Genomic DNA, 14,746 nt, shown 5'->3' with positions numbered 1-14,746 from the left:
CCATGGTCACCATCAACGGGCGGGAGTACTGGAGCCCGCGCACCCCGACCAAGACCGGCTTCGCGGTCACCTTCCCCCGCCTCGGACCCTCCCGGTACGGGCAATCCTCCAGCGCGCAGCGGCGCCGCGACGACCGCATCGCCGACCGCACGCGGGACGAACAGATCGTCACCCTCGAGCCGGACACCCTGGTCGTCTTCCAGCGCTCTCCATACCGGGTGGTAGAGGTCCGCGAGATTCCCCCGGACCTGTGGGGCGAGAAGTGGCACCAGGCCTTCGCCGACGAACTGGACCGCTGGCAAAGCCTCCACCTGGACGCCCACCCCCTGGACCCCCGCCGCCGCGACGACCGGCCCACCCAAGAGACATGGCGAGACCGGCCCGTCAGCGTCGTCCTGCGCCCCGACGGCAAGCCCCAGGCCAAGCCCGTACACCTGCGCGGCCGCGCTTCCTTCCGATGGGACGTGCTGCCCGAGCACTACGCCGTCTGCAAGGCCTGCGGCGAACTCCCGCCCTGCTCCCACGAACTGACCGAGGACAAGGTCCGCGCCCAGATGGTCCTGACCGAGGAACTGATGGCGATTCCGGCCGGGCACTGCCTGTCCTGCGGAGAGGCCATAACCGCCCGCATGCAGGCCGCCCGCTTCCCGGGCCCGAACCTGTGGCGGCCCGACCTCGGCGACGACTCGGCGATATTCCACGCCCGCCAGGAGTGCTCCTACGATGCGCGCCGCTACCGGGAAAAGTGGCAGGCGGCCGGGAACACTGACGTCCAGGCGGAACTGCCCCTGGAGGGCATGTGACGCTGAGCCTCAAGGCCGTGGAGCAGCGTCTCTCACAGCCCGCCCCGGAGCCGCTCGCCGGGCAGCAGACCATCCCCATCCCCACGGAGAACACGTTGAGCATCATGGAGAGCTTCCAGCCCGGCCGCGGAAAGATCCTGTACGGGATCTGGAACGCGGTGAAGAACGAAGACGAGTGGAACGAACGCCGCTGGATGGAATGGTGGCCCTCCCAAGCCGACGCCTTCCGCTCCATGCGGCAACGCCTCTGCCCCGACAAGGTCGACTTCACCACCGGCAACCAGTGCCTGGCCCGGCACATCTACCAGCCCGACCGACCGGACGCCCAGTTCTACGGCAGCAAGGACGGCTCATGCATCCTGCTCTACGACAACCCGGACGCCGACCAGCCGTGCGAGATCATCGACTTCGGACCCCGCGGAGGCCTGCGCCGCCGCCCCTACGCCCGGCAGACTGACCCGCATGGCACAGCACTTCGTTGACGACGACCGCCACCTGCGGGCAGCGATACACCACGCCCTGCACGACCGCCCGCAGGCCGCGGCCGCCGAGCTCACCGCCATCACCCGCAAAGGACCCGACCGCACCTACCGGCTGTGGCAGTCCCTCGCCGAAACCGCGATCTGGCCCATCCGCTACCAGCCGCCCGGCGGCCCCCGCTACGGCCTCGCCATCTTCGACCCGTACGCGGGCACCGACCTGGACGACCTGCCCCCGCACATCAGCCTCGCCATGCGCTTCCTCGGCGCGCAGGCCACCCGCGACCGGGACCAACTCGAGGCGCTGTTCCACCAGCCGCTGAAGGCAGGGTTCACGGGCTTGCTGGAGGACACGCTGGGGGTGCTGCTGGATGCGGCGGTGGAGTCGGCTCGCGCCCAGCAGGCCCACGGCACCAGCGGGCCGGGCGGCACGTTCGGCAACGGGCAGTAGAACCTGCCTACACGCCCGCCTGGCGGCCACCAGGCCTCTCAGGCCGCCGCTTCCTCGCCCTCGCCCTCTGCCCCCGCCCCGCCCACGTCGGTGGTGTGGTCGGTGTCGTCGACCAGCCGGTCCGGAGACAACGCCCACCGGAATGCCAGCTCCGGCAGACTCTCCGCGTCGAACAACGACTTCAACTCCGCGATCTCCACACCCAGCGTCCGCAACGAAATCCCCAACCGCTGCGCCGTCGCCTGCTGAGCACGCCCCACCACAATGTCCCGCAGGATCTCCCGCTGGCGTGGCGTGGTGCGGACCGCGGCCGGCCCGGACACCGTGTCGACTTCCTCCCGGCCGCGGCGGGCGAGTTCCCCGTGCCACGGGTCCGCGCGCCGCCACTTCGCGTCGAACTCCGCGACCATGTAGGCGATCACACCGGGGTCGGTGACCTGCCAGGCCGCATGCTCGGGGGCGCCGGCCACCAGGTGGTTGGAGATGAACGCCACCCGCCGGTCGACGATGATGGCCCGCTCGAACGGGCCGACCAGCGTACGGAACTCAGCCGACTTGCCCGTCGGGCGGGTGGTCATGGTGCGCGCGTACTGGCAGGTGATCGCATTGTCGCGGACCGTCGCCCGGTACAGCGTCCGCTTCGCGACCCCCCGCTCCAAGGCGGCGGTGTCGCGTTCGACGGAACGGTTCAGCTGAACCTCCGTACGCGGCCCGCCCGGTTGCGCGGCGAGGATCTCCCACTCCGCCGAGCCCACCACATCGTCCAGGCGGGCATTGACCACGGCCGCGTCCGCGATGTACTCGGATCCCCCGCCCGCACGCAACTTGGCCCGCTGGAAAGGGCCCGCCAATTGCTGCGTGATCGACGGAAGAACCGTCATCTTCTGGACGCGCCGGTTCGCTTCACGCAGTTCCTGTTCGAGGAGCCGGCGGGAGACGTCGTCCGGGTCGAGTGCCACTGGTCTGTTTCCGTGCTCGGAATCGATCACCACGTATCCCCAGGTGATCAATTCGTTGACGCAATCCTGATCCCCCTCCGGGACCGGCAAACCCGCTGCGATCAGCGCGAATGCGTCCACCGCGCCCTGCGACAGAACAGGTCTGTCACCGCCTGTGCAATCCATGGCCAACGCTATGATCCCCCGTCAAAACAAGGCGGCGCACTGCACGAAGAAGCAATGCACAAACAAGCATCCGATAACCGTTGAGAGTGAAATCAGCCTACGGCAGCATCCTCATGGGGCGTCCCCCGACGCTCGTACTCCCCCCTCCTTCTCTCGCACTGCACCCGTCCACTGCCAGGAAACGGGACCGCAGTTGAGGGATCGCAGCAGGCGGACGGGAGCACGAGAACCGGGCCAGACGCCCCACTATCTTTTTCACGACAACCAACCACCGGAGGACACCCGTGAGCCAAGGACGACACCGAGCCACCCGACCCGCCACCGCCCCACTACGCCGCCTGAGCCGCCTGCGCCGTATCGCCGCTGGCCTCAGCCTCGCCGCCGCAGCCGCCACCGGAACGGCCCTGGCCGCCGACCTGATCACCGGACCCCCGGACACCACGTGGGGTGCCCCCGACACCGCGAACGACACCACCTGGGGAACCCCGCCCATCGACACCACCCCCATCGTGCAGCCCGTCACCGACACCGTCGGCAACCTGCTCACACCCCTCGACACCACCTGGGGATAGCCACGGTAAATGCGTGGGGCCTGGAGTGTGCCCGAGGGGAAGCGGCGCACCCCAGACCCCACGCCCAACTCCGCGTGCCAGAACGGCAAGACGGGGTAGGCGTGCCGGGCATGGTGGCCGGTCCTCTGTCGGCGGAGGACCGGTCGGCCCCGCATCACAGCCCACTGTCAGTCCCGCATGCCACACTTGCCGTACGCCCCGGCCTCGCAAACCCCCGTCGAGACCGGGGCATCACTGCGCCCGGGCCCGGAACGCACGAAAGCGGGCCGCCAGTCCGAAGACTGACGGCCCGCACAACGGGTGCCCCCCAGGCGGTAACGCCCGCCCACCGTACGCCTCACCCCGGCCCGGCCGGAAGAACCCGGTCCACATGCGCGACCAGCGCAGCAGCACGCCCCACATGCACCCCCCGCGGAGCCGCGACCAGCGTCGGCACCAGATACTCCGGGCCCAGCACATGCACCACACCCTCCCAGCCGGGCACACGCGCCGACAGGAAACCGCCCCGCACCCGCGACCCGTGAACCACCAGCAGCGGCAACACCTGAACCCCCGGCAGATTCAACGCCCGCTCCAACCGGCCCGCATACCGGGCCACCGCCGTGACCTGCTTATGCCGGTCCTCCCGACCGCAACACACCCGGCCCCGCACCAGTACCGTCTCGAGGCCGGCATGCCAGCGCTTCGAATCCAGCGTCACCACCGCGGTCCCGCAGGGGGAGATGAGGACGTGGTCGTAGTCGTTGCTGAAGCCGGACAGCTTCCGTCCGTGGAACACCGTCCAGCCCGCCGGGAGTTGCGCGAGCAGCGCGGCAGTCCACTCCTCGCCCACCGCACCATGCCGCGCCCGGACCATCAGGTCGTCCGCGCGCTTCGCCGCAGGGTTCAGGCCGGCCCAGGCCAGGACCTTCCGCCGTACCCCCTTCCTGGCGTTGCGGCGCTCCCTGTCCGCCCACTCCACCGGCGCCCGCCCCGGCCCGCTCACCGGTCCTCCCCGGGGCAGATGAACGGGTACGGCGGGTTGGTGCCCTTGCAGCCCGGGCAGTCCTCCGCGTTCGCCCCGCCACCGACATGCCGGGCCGGGGGTGGTGGGGGCTTGGTCTGCTCGAGCCAGGCGCCCATGGCCTCCCACAGGCCCTGAACCTGCGACCGGTCCAGCACGGCGTCCTCCCGGCCCAGAGAGGCCCGCAGCCACGGCCACGGCGCCCCATCCTCAGGCTGGTCGTCACGCCCGTCCCGGGTGATGTGTGACGGGACTTCCGCCAGCTGCACGGGGCAGCCGGGATCTCGCGGTCCGTCCACGGACGGCAGAACGTGCGAGCCCTCGTACCGGTACGGCGGATTGTCCTCGAGGTCGAAGATCGTGCCCCACACGCTCACTCGCCCTCACCGGCCTCACGGACGTAGCCCTCCGTACTCAGGCCCAGCTCGGCCCGGATGCGGCCCATGCGCTCCCGGTTGTCCCCGCAGCAGTCGCACAGCATGCGCACCTCGGCACGGATCCGCTCGAGCTTGGCCCGCAGCACCTCGGGGTCGTCGTCCCCGGGCCGGTAGCCGGGCGCCAGATACCGCTCGTACTTCGGCTGATACGCCAGACACGACGCGCACGTCACCGCCGTACCTTCGGGGAGGGGGCCCTGCTGCATCGACTCCCCGCAGATCCCCGGGCCGGTCACCCATGCGTCGAACATCTCCAGCCACGAGTACACGGCCAGATGCACGCCAGCCGGGTCATCGGAGATGATCGTGGCGCGTACGGGGCGCAGGTAGCGGCGCGTCTTGTCCAGCTCGCCCGTCTCGCTCACGCCGCCCTCCTCTTCGCCCGGTCCATGGCGGCCTCGAGCTGGTCCGCATAGTCGACGGACACGCCGTGCGGGGAACAGAAGTCCCGCATCTCCGCCGCGAACTTGCGGGCCGCCTTCACCTCCGCCAGCAACGGCCCCACCAACTCGCCCGCCTGCCGGACCACATCCGCCAAATCGGCGTGGCTGTACGGGTCGTCGTCCTCCATGAACCCCGCATCACACAGAGCCCGGCGGATCTCGTCCAGCTGGTGCGCCTTCGCCCGGCGGGCCTGGTGCGCCAGGCGCAGTCGGTTCTGCAACTCCCCGACCATCTCCGGGGCCTCCGCCTCGAACGTGGTCTTCGCGACGCGCACCAGCGCAGCCAACGCCTCCTGCCCCTCGGGGGACAGTTCGCCGGTACCGCGGACGCGGATCGTCTCCCCGTCGACCACGACCGGCCGGCACGTATCCACGGGCTCGGTCGCTTCGGTTGCTGCCTCCATCCGCATCTGGGCCTCGACCTGCACGGCGAGCTCCGCCCCGTAGGCCATGGCGTGCAAGCACGGCGAGTTGACGAGCAGCCGGTCGTTCTCGTCCTCGGTGCCGAGCAGGAACTTCTGGTCCAGGACGGGCTCCCCGCACAGAAAGCACGGCGGCCTGACGCCCGCCTTTTCGGCGGCGATCAACTGGCGGAGCTGGTCCGCGGTCAGGCGTGGCGGTGTCGTTTCGGTTCGGTGCTTCACGGTGCTCCTCCAGGGAGTCGGGGTTTGCGGTGGCGGGTGGTGGTCCAGCGGCGGATGATCGGGGCCCTCCTGCGGCGGCGTATCTCCCGGACGGCGGCTTCCACGGCGAGGGAGGCGATGACGGCCGCGCCCGCGCAGATAACGACCGCGGCCGGACTGATCGGGCCGACCGTGTAGATCCACACGACGGCGATGGTCAGGGCTATGGCGCCGGCCAGGAGGGCGTCGGCGACCAGGGGTGGAATGCGAGGCATGGCGCCCTCCCGGGGCGTGACATGACTGGGGTTACCGGCTCGTACGGGTGCGACCTGCGAAAACGTGGCACCTCAGGGCGTTCGGCGAGGCGTCAGCCCAGCCTTCGGCGACTCGTAACGGCGGCGCGGCGCCCGCAACTCCACCTCATCCGGCCTCACTAGACCCCGCACCAGAGCGATGGCCACCGCGTTCTCCCGGTTCTTCGCCCCCAACCGGCGGTAGATCTCCCGCCAGTAGTCGTTGACCGTGTGCCGGGACAGGAACAACGCCTCAGCAATCTCTGGGGTGCTGCGGCCATTGGCAGAGAGACGTAGCAGCTCGAGGTGCTGCGGGAAGAGGTTCAGAGCCGGAGACGGATCGGGCCCGCCACCCTGCGGCGACGGGCCCACCTGAACCGGGGCGGTCACGACGCCAGCCCGTACGGCTCGAGGGCCGCAGCACCCGGCAGATACAGCGGATGCCGGGGCTGCCCGGTGGACGTCATCCCCAGGCACGCCAGCGGCACCCTGCGGGCCTTGAGCGCCTTCACGACCTGCGGGCCGCGCCCGTCTTGGACTCCGGCGGCGCCCCACGCGCACACCACCGTGCCGGCCATGTCGGTGGCCTGGCGGATGAACGCGTCGTTGTACCGGCCGACCGGATCCTCGTGGTGGAGCAGGGCGCGCGGGTCCGTAGAGCGGACGGCGAACAGATTGACCACGACGATTCCGCCCGCACGGTGCCGCCGCGCGAACCCGTTCGGGCCGGCCAGGCGCCGTATCGTCGGATCGTCCACGAAGGCGTCCGCCGTGGACGGGTTGAGCATCACGACGACCATCGGCTTGCGCTTCCGGTCCCACACCCGGGTCAGCAGGTACCGGTACTCGCCGTCCTCCGACAGGACCGCGGCCGCGAGCCCGCCCGCCAGGTCCTCCTCCTGCTCCACACGCACGTCCAGCTCGGCGTCGGTCGGCATCAAGGCCATCACGCTCACTGGCCACCGTCCGGGTCTACCTGCGGGTGCGTGAACCGCACCGGCTTCCCCAGAGACCGCGCGTACCGGATCTCCGACGTAGTGGACGTCCCGATGTAGTCCCCCACCACCAGGACCTCGTCAGCGAGCCGAATCTTGGCCCGATGCAGCTGGTCCAGGCGGCCCTTCAGACGCTCCGCCTCGAGCGGATCCGCCCACAGAGGGTGCTCCTCCTTCATGTTGCAGCCCGGCTTGACGACGATGTTCCCGGCCGCAGTCTCGTGAAGGTCGGCCTCGGTCATCTCCGCCATGAACTTGGTGGACCCGCAGATGGCCACGACCGTCGGCTCGGCCTCGCGTCCCTTGGTCCAGCCGATGGGCTGTTCGTCGGCCGGCTTGCGCTCCACCGCCTCGGCGAGTGCGCGGGCGGCGAGGGCGAGCTGCTCGACGGCGTACTCGTAGGAGGCGTCCTCGTGCGGGTCGTCGGCCCGGCTGTAGTGCGTGGCCTGGACGACGTGCAGGGCGGCCGCCACGACGGTCTCGTGTTCGGCGACGGGCGGGTGGTAGATGCTCATGCGGTCTTGTGCTCCTTCTCCCAGGCGTCGGTGTTCTTCGCGGATTCGGCGGCCATGCGGCGGCCGTCCTCAACCCACTGCTCCAGCAGCTCCGGGCCCTGGGCCACGTACCGCTCGAGCCAGTCGGTGTGCTCCTCCGGATCCGGGCCTTCCTCGAACGGCCCCTGGAACCAGGTGGTGATCTCCTGCGCCTTGGCCGGGCTGGTCTCGTTCAGGGCGTGGAGGGCGCGGGCGAAGCCGGCCGCCATCGATGCGGTGGTGGCTTGCCAGCCCATCGCGGCGGGGTGCTTCGGGAGCGGGGATACGAGGGTGCGGGTGTGGAGCTCGCCGAGGTCGTGGAGCAGCTGCTCCGGGGTCTCAGCGATCCGGGTGTCGGTCTCGGTTTCGGGTGTGGTGGTCATGCTGCTGGGGTCTCCTTGCGTCGGGTGTGGGTGTAGGGGAGCCGGCCGGATGCGCGGCTGATGAGCGAGCGGACAGGCGAGCGGACAGGCGCCGCAGGCTCAGGCGTGGGTTCGGGGGTGGCCTGGACGGTCACAGGCGGCGCAGGAGCGTCGTGTACGGGCTCAGCGGCCTTCGGGGCGTCCACGGCCGTCTCCGGGTGCCACAGCTCCACCCACACCCCGCCATACCGCCACACCAACACCGTGCGCCCGGGCTGGGTGATGTCGAACTGCGGGCGTACGTCCCCTAGGTTCTTCAGGTTCAGGTAGAAGTCGCGGGCGAACCGGTCCAACGCCCACACCGCCCGCCGGCCCGTCACCCGACCGGACAGCACCACACCCCCGTCCGTAGCCGTCTCCTGCCACTCCGGCTTGGTGTCGGCGGGTATTGCCTTCTGGAGGGCGAACAGCGCCCAGGACTCATCGGCGTGCAGACGCGCCGCATGCAGGGCGGTCAGGGTCGTGTCGGTCATGGGCGGTCCTTCGGGGTGAGGGCGGTGTGCAGGCGGGCGAGGATGCGCGGGGCGAGCTCGAGAACGGCCAACGGCCACAACAGGAGGGCGGCCATCAGCGGCTGTACTGCTCGGCGCCGTCCGGGACGTGCCCGGTGCCCCCGCAGGCGTTGCAGGCCGCCACAGAGGCGTTCCGGACCACGGACACCCAGAACTCGGCCTGCTCGTGCCAGTCGTCCACGGCCATCTCGTAGTTCGGGGCGGAGATCGATGCCGGGACAGGCAGGCGAAGTTCCCTGGTGACGAGGACGGCAACGTTCCGGCCGGTCTTCAGCGGCTTGCTGGTGCGGCGGCTGAGGTCTGCCTGCCACCGCGTTTGGGGCTTCTCAAACGGCACCCTTACCGTGACGTGGAGGCCCGTGTAGTTCTGGTAGTTGTCGAAGCAGTACTGCACGCCCGGCATCTTCTTGATGGCCTGCTGGACGTGGTCGCGGAAGCCGTTGATGCGGCCGGGGAACAGGTGCAGGTACTCAGGGCGGGACCCGAGCATGTGCGGGAGGTCGGCCTGCCAGGGCAGTTCTTCGGGAGTCGGGGGCTCCCGGCCCTCCAGGACCATGACGGGGCCGTCGTAGACGTGCTCCACGGCCGGCTGGTCCTCACAGACCGCGCTGTAGAACTCCCACAGGTTCTCTTCGTCCTCGCGACGCTCGTTGTACGCGTCGACGGTCAGGGTGGCCGGGTAGCGGACCGACTCGGCGTCCGCGGCCTTCAGCGTGTAGCTGAGGGTCTTGGGGCGCGGCTGCCCGGTCACGGTCAGCCGGCTCGCCTCGAAGGAGACTGCCCACCAGTCGCCCGGCAGCTTGCCCATGGGCTGCCCGTCCGCGAACACGCCGGTCACGTTGAACGGGAAGTCCTTGGGCTTGGGCAGGTGGTAGAGCCAGCGGCCGTCGGGGTGCTTGAGGGCGTACACGGTCACGGTGAGGTTGGCCTTTCGGCTGGTGCGGGTGTGGGGTGGTCCGCCGCCCGCCCCGAGGGGGGTGTGGGGCGGGCGGCGGTGCCGCGCAAGGGGGGTGCGCGGCCGGACGGTCCCCGAAGGGGGGCGAGGGGACCGGGGTCAGGGAGTGGTCACTCGTACATGCGGGCAGACGCCTCAGCGTTCCGCGCAGCCCGGATCTCCTTGTCCGACAAGCGGCGCAAGCGCGCGGTTTCGTCGTCCCCGTATGCGATGAGTCGCCACGTACCCGGCTGCATGCCCGCCGTCAGGCGGTCCAGCTCCAGGTAGTTGCCGACGCCGAGGTCGTGCAGGTTCTCGCCGCTGTCCAACTCCACGTCCGCGCAGCTCACGACGACCTCGGTGGGGAAGACCTCGTCGAGGATGGCCCGGATCTCGTCGGCGTCCCGCTGAGACAGCTCGACGGTGCGGAGGTTCTTGCTGCGGCCCAGGTACTTGGGGCCCATCAGCCGGTATCCGTGGCCGCTGTCCTCGCCGTCCATGGCGTTGATGCTGAGCTGGTAGGCCGGGAACTGGCGGTCCCTACTGGCGTTGTCGAGGGTGATGGTGGCCTTCTTGGCGGCCGGCTGGTCGGTCATGCAGTTCTCCAGTACTCAGGCGGGCGGGTCGTTGAGAACGCGGTAGTCGGCGGCCCGGTAGCCGAAGTCGGCCCACTGGGCGGCGTGTTCGGCGGCGAGCTGCTTGAGGTCGGCGCGGACCGCGGCGTCGGTGTCCGGGGTGGTGGTGCGGATGCTGCCCGGGACGGTGTAGCCGTCGGCGTCGAGTAGGCGCAGCTCGGTCATGGGTTCCCCCGGGGGTGGTGTGGTGCGGTACTGCCAACATAACCCATATCCCATGGCATAGCAATGGTGCGGCGGCACGGCATACGAAAAGGGGCCCAACCCGAAGGCCAGACCCCTTGATGCGCGCGCGACGTCACGCCGCCGTACTCAACCGATGCCGCTTCACCCCCAACTGCGAACCAGACCCATGCCCACACATGAAGTCCCGCGACGCCTGCAACCCCCTCGCACCCCGCCCCTCACGCACCGGCCCACCAAAGTGCGGATACCGGCGCCCACGGCAGATCGCCGCCACCAGATCCCGCTTGCAGTCGAACGACATCGCAATCTCCAGGTCCGTCGCACCGCCCGCAGACCGCGTACGGATCTCGATGACCTCCTCCTCCGTGAACTCCCGAGCCGTCACCGGCGGAGCCAGACTCGGGAACTCCCGGCCCGCACGCTGGTACCGCTTCCGCAGCCGGTTCACCCAGTTCTCCGCGGTCTTCGCCGGCCAACGACGCAGCTCATCCACATCGCTCAAAGCCATCCCAGCAGCAACGCACCGCTGCACAGCGGCCAGGAAGTCCGCATCCGTCATCTCCACCCGGAAGCCCTTCACGAACTTGGCCACGGCAGCCCAGTCCACGAAGTCCTCCTCCAGCTCCTCCGCAGCCTCCGGAGCGTGCTCGCGCAGCGGCTTCTGCTCCAGCCACGCCGGCATCGGCAGAGCACCGTTCTTCGTCACCGCGGTCCAGGACAGGCCCTTGCCCACGGACTGGTCCGGGTCGACCATCCCGGCCAGGACGACGATGAGGGCGTTCTTCTCCGTGTCGTCCAGCCGTTCCAGGACCGCAGCGATGTCCTCGGGGCCGCCGTCGCCGTGGACCAGGACGGCCAGGTTCGCGGCTTCGGGAAGCATCCGCTCGATGAGGTCGCCACGCTGCTCCACACTCAGGGCGCTCATGCCGACACCGCCTGCTTCTTCTCCGTCGCCAGTGCCTCACGGACCCGGTTGATGGTGTGCGCGTTCGTCCGCATCCGCTGACCGATCTCCCACGCCGACAACCCAGCCGCCTCCAACTCCCGATACTCGTCAAGCCGCGTATCCACGATCACCTGCCAGGCCGGCCGGTCATCCGACGACGTCCGGTACTGCCGCTCCCGCCCCGACAACTCGCCGCGCTCCCACTCCGACAACCCGCCCCACACGCCGATCTCCTGGCCGCTCTCCAACGCCCACGACAAACATTCCTGGCGGACCGGGCACCGGGTGCAGATCTCCTTGGCCTGTTCGGTCTGCTTCAGGGCGGGGCCGGATGTGCCGACCGGGAAGAAGATCTCGGGGTCGGTTTGGCGGCAGGATCCGTACCGGGCCCAGTCGTCTACGGGCGCGGCAGCCGTTATGGCGTGGCGGGTGGCGGTGGTCATTCGGGGGCTCCGGGGAGGGTCGGCTTGGGCGGGGTGGTGGTGTGGTCTGTCACGCGGCTTCGTCGTCGGTGTCCGGCAGTGCGGGCAGGCCCTGCTGTTCGCGGAGGAGGCTGGCGAACTGGGCGCCGCTCATGGTGACGAACCAGTCGGCGGGGTCGGTCTTGCCGCGTCGCTTGTGCCAGACGACGCCGAGGCTGGCTCGGTCGTTGTCCCGTTCGCGTTCGGCTTCGGCGACCCAGGCGGCGAGTTCCTGCCGGGCGCAGTTCTTGACCTCGATGACGACGCCGGGGATGCCGGTGATGTCGCCGCGGTCGAGGATGCCGTTGAGGGTGCGGCGTTCGGCTTGTATGAAGCCGATGGTGCGGAGGAAGCGGACGACGGCTGTTTCGGCGCTGGTGCCTTTGGCCTTGGATCGGTTCACGGTGTCTTCTCCGGGGCGGGTTGGGGGAGGTTGAGGGCTTGGGCGAGGTTCTGGAGGTTGAGGTCTCGGGCGAGGTTCTGGCGGATGTCGAGGGCGATGGCGGGGTTGCGGAGGAAGTTGGTGACGGCGGTCTTGAAGCCGCGGAGTTCCTGGAGTTCGTCCTCGGCGCCGCGGAGTTGGGCGGCGAGGGCGGCGACGTACCCGGGCGTGTGCTCAGGCATGGTCGGGGTGCTCCATCGCGGTCTCGGTGTCGGCGGCTGCGGCGCGGGCGGCGAGGCCTTCGGCGATGGCGTCCTTGGACATGGGCTGGGTTTCGGCGGTGCCGGTGTCGGAGTGGGCGAGGGTGTCGGCCAGGACGCGCGGTTCCGGGTCCGGGGTTGGGATGGGGACGGGGATGGTCTCGGTGATCGGGTCGTCGCCGGGGACGTTCTGCGCCCAGGTGGGGGTGTGGAGGAGGCCGAGGTCGGCGAGTTCGTCCGCGGTGAGGGCAGGGATGGTGGCGAGGTCTGCGTGGAGCTCGGTGCAGGCGTCGGCGTGGAGGCGGGCGGCGCAGGCTCCGGAGCGGGTGGCGAGCCGGTACTGGTGGACGGCGCCCATGCGGCAGACGGCCTGCCAGGTGAGAGTGCGGGTGTCGAAGTTGTAGTGGAGGGTGCTGCCGTCGCGAAGCTTCCGGGTGCAGGTGCCGTCACGGTGGTCGCGCCAGTCGCGGATGTGGACGGTGGTGATGCCGACCATGAGGGCGGCGAGGGTGGCGTAGCCCTGGGTGTCGGTCATGAAGGGCAGGTCGCGGGTGGGGAGTTCGGGGCGGGGCTTGACCAGGGACAGCTTGGGACGGTTGTTGGCGGGCTTGCGGGTGGTGCGCTTGCGGGCGGCGGGACGGGAGGCGGACGTGGTGGTCTTGCGCGCGGCGGCCGTCTTCTTCGCCGGGGTGCTGGGGGTGGTGTCGGCGGTTTTGGCGGCGGTGCGTGTCCTGCTCATGGTCGTTCTCCGTCCTGCTGCTGCGGTGTTGTGTCGTGCTGGTGGGTGGTGCTCCGGTGCTGGTGTCGGGTGAGGAGGTAGAGGGTGGTGACGCCGATGGCGAGGGCGATGGCGTCGGGCCAGGTCATGCCGGCGGGTAGTAGGCGCGGTTGAGGACCAGGCGGCGCAGACCGGTCACGTCCTGCGACGAGAAGCGGCGGTCGCGGAGGTCCTTGTAGGGGTTGCCGCACATGAGGGGCTGGAGGCCGGCCTTGTCGCGGGGGCACGTGGTCGGGTGGGCGAGTCCGACGGCGTGGCCGCTTTCGTGCCAGATCACGTTCATGCGCTGCCACTCGTGGAAGCGGCGGCCGGGCGCCCAGTAGTCGCTGTTGATGTAGACGTAGGCGCTGTAGGTGGCGGCCTTGAGGGAGCAGGTGCCGGTGAAGGACTGGTTGGGCCTGTCGGGGTTGGGCTTGCTGATCCACCGGTAGCTGATGGTGTGTCTGGGCGGGCACTTGCCGACGGCGGTGGGCACGATGCGGTTGGAGACGGTGACCGGGATGCCGTACGAGGTGAGTTCCGCGGCGACGTTCTTCACGTAGGGGGTGAGCCGGGTGCGGCTGGTTGTGTCGTGGAACGCGATCGTCAGGGGTTGCGTGTCGATGTGGGTGATGCGGGGTGCCTGGAGCTTCCAGCCGGTGCCGGAGACGACCGGGCCGGTGGCGGCGTGGGCCTGGTGGGGGGCGGCGATGACGGCGGCCGCGGTGAGGGTCAGGGCGAAGGCGGCCTGGGCTATGCGGGTTTTCACTGGGGGTCCTTCCGGCTGGTTGCGAGGAGCGCCTTGAGGCGGTGGGCGGCGTTGGCGGCGGTCTGGTCGAGGAAGCCGTCCATGTAGCCGTCGGCGTAGGCCTGGTCGTACTGGGCGGCCATGGAGGCGCGGGCGTGGGCGCGGCGGGAGGACAGGCGGGTGATGGCGGCGAGTTCGCCGTCGATGCGGCCGTCCCGGTAGGACGGGTTGTCGTCGGGGCTGGTGGTCGTCGTCTCGGGGCTGGTGATGCTCATGGCGGGTGGTCTCCGGGGTGGGGGTGTCAGGCGGCGTTGGGGTGGGCGTCGGCCTTGTCGGCGGTGCGCAGGACGCGTCCGACGACTTCGTTCGCGGTCGGCGGGTTCTCCTCGCCCGGTCCGCGGGTGCTGGCCCAGTTCGAGACGTGCTCGATGTAGTCGGGATGGTCGGCGGTCTCGCACACCGGGGAGTCGAGGGCGTCCGAGATGGCCTTGATGGCGGCCATGGCGGTGGGGCTGGCCTCGATCGTTGCGATGGAGGTGGCCTCGTCGTTGAAGAACTCGGTGGGGAACTCGCTCTCGGCGGCGATGTAGACGGCGGCGCAGATGTCGAGGCCGGTGTAGATGCCGGCGAACTGTTCCCCGGTGTGGAGTCCTTGGTTGGTGATGAGGCGGGCTGCTCTGCGCAGGATCGCGGCGGTGTTCGGCATGCGGGTCTCCCCTGGTGGTTGTTCACCCGGCGGCGCGGTGT

General features: G+C 70.0%; 26 protein-coding genes and 1 pseudogene. 4 read left to right on the top strand and 23 right to left on the bottom strand.

Annotated elements, in window-relative coordinates; genetic code table 11:
• Nucleotides 1-2: 2 nt before the first annotated feature.
• The 3 genes from BFN33_RS51590 to BFN33_RS51585 are packed head-to-tail and all read left to right on the top strand — an operon-like array spanning nucleotide 3 to nucleotide 1,733.
• Nucleotides 3-803: a hypothetical protein gene (locus BFN33_RS51590; protein ID WP_069766016.1), complete on the top strand. Its 801-nt coding sequence runs from the start codon at nucleotides 3-5 to the stop codon at nucleotides 801-803.
• The gene (locus tag BFN33_RS44975) at nucleotides 800-1,285 is read left to right on the top strand and encodes a hypothetical protein (protein ID WP_069766015.1); all 486 of its coding nucleotides are present in this window, start codon (nucleotides 800-802) and stop codon (nucleotides 1,283-1,285) included. The genes BFN33_RS51590 and BFN33_RS44975 overlap by 4 nt, the downstream gene beginning before the upstream one ends.
• Nucleotides 1,266-1,733, top strand: a complete 468-nt coding sequence (locus BFN33_RS51585; protein WP_069766014.1) for a hypothetical protein — start codon at nucleotides 1,266-1,268, stop codon at nucleotides 1,731-1,733. Before BFN33_RS44975 ends, BFN33_RS51585 begins: the two co-directional genes overlap by 20 nt.
• A gap of 38 nt (nucleotides 1,734-1,771) precedes the next feature.
• Here the strand turns inward: BFN33_RS51585 and BFN33_RS44965 are convergent, their stop codons facing one another.
• Nucleotides 1,772-2,812 (bottom strand): hypothetical protein, encoded by a 1,041-nt coding sequence (locus tag BFN33_RS44965; RefSeq protein ID WP_176742633.1) that lies wholly within the window; start codon nucleotides 2,810-2,812, stop codon nucleotides 1,772-1,774.
• Between the two features lie 329 nt (nucleotides 2,813-3,141).
• Between BFN33_RS44965 and BFN33_RS44960 the strand changes: the two genes are divergently transcribed.
• A complete protein-coding gene (locus BFN33_RS44960; protein WP_069766012.1) occupies nucleotides 3,142-3,429 on the top strand; it encodes a hypothetical protein in 288 nt (95 codons plus the stop codon).
• Nucleotides 3,430-3,766: 337 nt separating this feature from the next.
• On the opposite strand, the gene BFN33_RS44955 is transcribed toward BFN33_RS44960, so the two are convergent.
• The 22 genes and pseudogenes from BFN33_RS44955 to BFN33_RS44855 form a co-directional block, all read right to left on the bottom strand.
• Complete coding sequence (locus BFN33_RS44955) at nucleotides 3,767-4,414, bottom strand: nuclease-related domain-containing protein (protein WP_069766011.1); 648 nt, start codon at nucleotides 4,412-4,414, stop codon at nucleotides 3,767-3,769.
• Nucleotides 4,411-4,809 (bottom strand): hypothetical protein, encoded by a 399-nt coding sequence (locus BFN33_RS44950; RefSeq protein ID WP_069766010.1) that lies wholly within the window; start codon nucleotides 4,807-4,809, stop codon nucleotides 4,411-4,413. The genes BFN33_RS44955 and BFN33_RS44950 overlap by 4 nt, the downstream gene beginning before the upstream one ends.
• On the bottom strand, nucleotides 4,806-5,234 hold the full coding sequence (locus BFN33_RS44945) for a hypothetical protein (RefSeq protein WP_069766009.1): 429 nt from the start codon (nucleotides 5,232-5,234) through the stop codon (nucleotides 4,806-4,808). Before BFN33_RS44945 ends, BFN33_RS44950 begins: the two co-directional genes overlap by 4 nt.
• Nucleotides 5,231-5,956: a hypothetical protein gene (locus BFN33_RS44940; RefSeq protein WP_069766008.1), complete on the bottom strand. Its 726-nt coding sequence runs from the start codon at nucleotides 5,954-5,956 to the stop codon at nucleotides 5,231-5,233. Before BFN33_RS44940 ends, BFN33_RS44945 begins: the two co-directional genes overlap by 4 nt.
• Entirely contained in the window at nucleotides 5,953-6,210 is a 258-nt protein-coding gene (locus BFN33_RS44935; RefSeq protein WP_069766007.1) for a hypothetical protein, read from the bottom strand. The genes BFN33_RS44940 and BFN33_RS44935 overlap by 4 nt, the downstream gene beginning before the upstream one ends.
• A 72-nt stretch (nucleotides 6,211-6,282) precedes the next feature.
• A complete protein-coding gene (locus tag BFN33_RS55735; RefSeq protein ID WP_370743383.1) occupies nucleotides 6,283-6,600 on the bottom strand; it encodes a response regulator transcription factor in 318 nt (105 codons plus the stop codon).
• Nucleotides 6,601-6,614: 14 nt separating this feature from the next.
• Nucleotides 6,615-7,175 (bottom strand): DUF1643 domain-containing protein, encoded by a 561-nt coding sequence (locus BFN33_RS44925; protein ID WP_218109080.1) that lies wholly within the window; start codon nucleotides 7,173-7,175, stop codon nucleotides 6,615-6,617.
• 5 nt (nucleotides 7,176-7,180) lie between these two features.
• Nucleotides 7,181-7,540: a hypothetical protein gene (locus BFN33_RS44920; RefSeq protein WP_370743382.1), complete on the bottom strand. Its 360-nt coding sequence runs from the start codon at nucleotides 7,538-7,540 to the stop codon at nucleotides 7,181-7,183.
• Nucleotides 7,541-7,734: 194 nt separating this feature from the next.
• Complete coding sequence (locus tag BFN33_RS44915) at nucleotides 7,735-8,139, bottom strand: hypothetical protein (RefSeq protein WP_069766005.1); 405 nt, start codon at nucleotides 8,137-8,139, stop codon at nucleotides 7,735-7,737.
• Nucleotides 8,136-8,651 carry a hypothetical protein gene (locus BFN33_RS44910; RefSeq protein WP_069766004.1) on the bottom strand — a complete coding sequence of 172 codons (516 nt, stop codon included), beginning with the start codon at nucleotides 8,649-8,651 and terminating at the stop codon, nucleotides 8,136-8,138. Before BFN33_RS44910 ends, BFN33_RS44915 begins: the two co-directional genes overlap by 4 nt.
• Nucleotides 8,652-8,745: 94 nt before the next feature.
• Nucleotides 8,746-9,606, bottom strand: coding sequence for a hypothetical protein (locus BFN33_RS44905; RefSeq protein WP_069766003.1), 861 nt, complete (start codon nucleotides 9,604-9,606; stop codon nucleotides 8,746-8,748).
• A gap of 149 nt (nucleotides 9,607-9,755) precedes the next feature.
• Entirely contained in the window at nucleotides 9,756-10,220 is a 465-nt protein-coding gene (locus tag BFN33_RS44900; protein WP_069766002.1) for a hypothetical protein, read from the bottom strand.
• Nucleotides 10,221-10,235: 15 nt separating this feature from the next.
• A complete protein-coding gene (locus tag BFN33_RS44895; RefSeq protein ID WP_069766001.1) occupies nucleotides 10,236-10,424 on the bottom strand; it encodes a hypothetical protein in 189 nt (62 codons plus the stop codon).
• Nucleotides 10,425-10,557: 133 nt separating this feature from the next.
• Nucleotides 10,558-11,370 carry a hypothetical protein gene (locus BFN33_RS44890; protein WP_069766000.1) on the bottom strand — a complete coding sequence of 271 codons (813 nt, stop codon included), beginning with the start codon at nucleotides 11,368-11,370 and terminating at the stop codon, nucleotides 10,558-10,560.
• Nucleotides 11,371-11,546: 176 nt separating this feature from the next.
• Nucleotides 11,547-11,834, bottom strand: a pseudogene (locus BFN33_RS54990) (WhiB family transcriptional regulator); the annotation flags it as partial.
• A gap of 49 nt (nucleotides 11,835-11,883) precedes the next feature.
• A complete protein-coding gene (locus BFN33_RS44880; RefSeq protein ID WP_069765999.1) occupies nucleotides 11,884-12,255 on the bottom strand; it encodes a hypothetical protein in 372 nt (123 codons plus the stop codon).
• Nucleotides 12,252-12,476 carry a hypothetical protein gene (locus BFN33_RS44875; protein WP_069765998.1) on the bottom strand — a complete coding sequence of 75 codons (225 nt, stop codon included), beginning with the start codon at nucleotides 12,474-12,476 and terminating at the stop codon, nucleotides 12,252-12,254. The genes BFN33_RS44880 and BFN33_RS44875 overlap by 4 nt, the downstream gene beginning before the upstream one ends.
• On the bottom strand, nucleotides 12,469-13,233 hold the full coding sequence (locus BFN33_RS44870) for a hypothetical protein (protein WP_069765997.1): 765 nt from the start codon (nucleotides 13,231-13,233) through the stop codon (nucleotides 12,469-12,471). The genes BFN33_RS44875 and BFN33_RS44870 overlap by 8 nt, the downstream gene beginning before the upstream one ends.
• A complete protein-coding gene (locus tag BFN33_RS54985; RefSeq protein ID WP_256123045.1) occupies nucleotides 13,230-13,361 on the bottom strand; it encodes a hypothetical protein in 132 nt (43 codons plus the stop codon). Before BFN33_RS54985 ends, BFN33_RS44870 begins: the two co-directional genes overlap by 4 nt.
• Nucleotides 13,358-14,020, bottom strand: a complete 663-nt coding sequence (locus BFN33_RS44865; protein ID WP_069765996.1) for a hypothetical protein — start codon at nucleotides 14,018-14,020, stop codon at nucleotides 13,358-13,360. Before BFN33_RS44865 ends, BFN33_RS54985 begins: the two co-directional genes overlap by 4 nt.
• The gene (locus BFN33_RS44860) at nucleotides 14,017-14,274 is read right to left on the bottom strand and encodes a hypothetical protein (RefSeq protein ID WP_069765995.1); all 258 of its coding nucleotides are present in this window, start codon (nucleotides 14,272-14,274) and stop codon (nucleotides 14,017-14,019) included. The genes BFN33_RS44865 and BFN33_RS44860 overlap by 4 nt, the downstream gene beginning before the upstream one ends.
• A 26-nt stretch (nucleotides 14,275-14,300) precedes the next feature.
• Nucleotides 14,301-14,705, bottom strand: a complete 405-nt coding sequence (locus BFN33_RS44855; RefSeq protein ID WP_069765994.1) for a hypothetical protein — start codon at nucleotides 14,703-14,705, stop codon at nucleotides 14,301-14,303.
• Nucleotides 14,706-14,746 lie beyond the last annotated feature (41 nt).

The organism is Streptomyces sp. LUP47B (assembly GCF_001746295.1).
Taxonomy (GTDB): Bacteria; Actinomycetota; Actinomycetes; order Streptomycetales; family Streptomycetaceae; genus Streptomyces.
The sequence above is the reverse complement of the archived record's forward strand: the minus strand, read 5'-3'. Positions and strand labels throughout refer to the sequence as shown.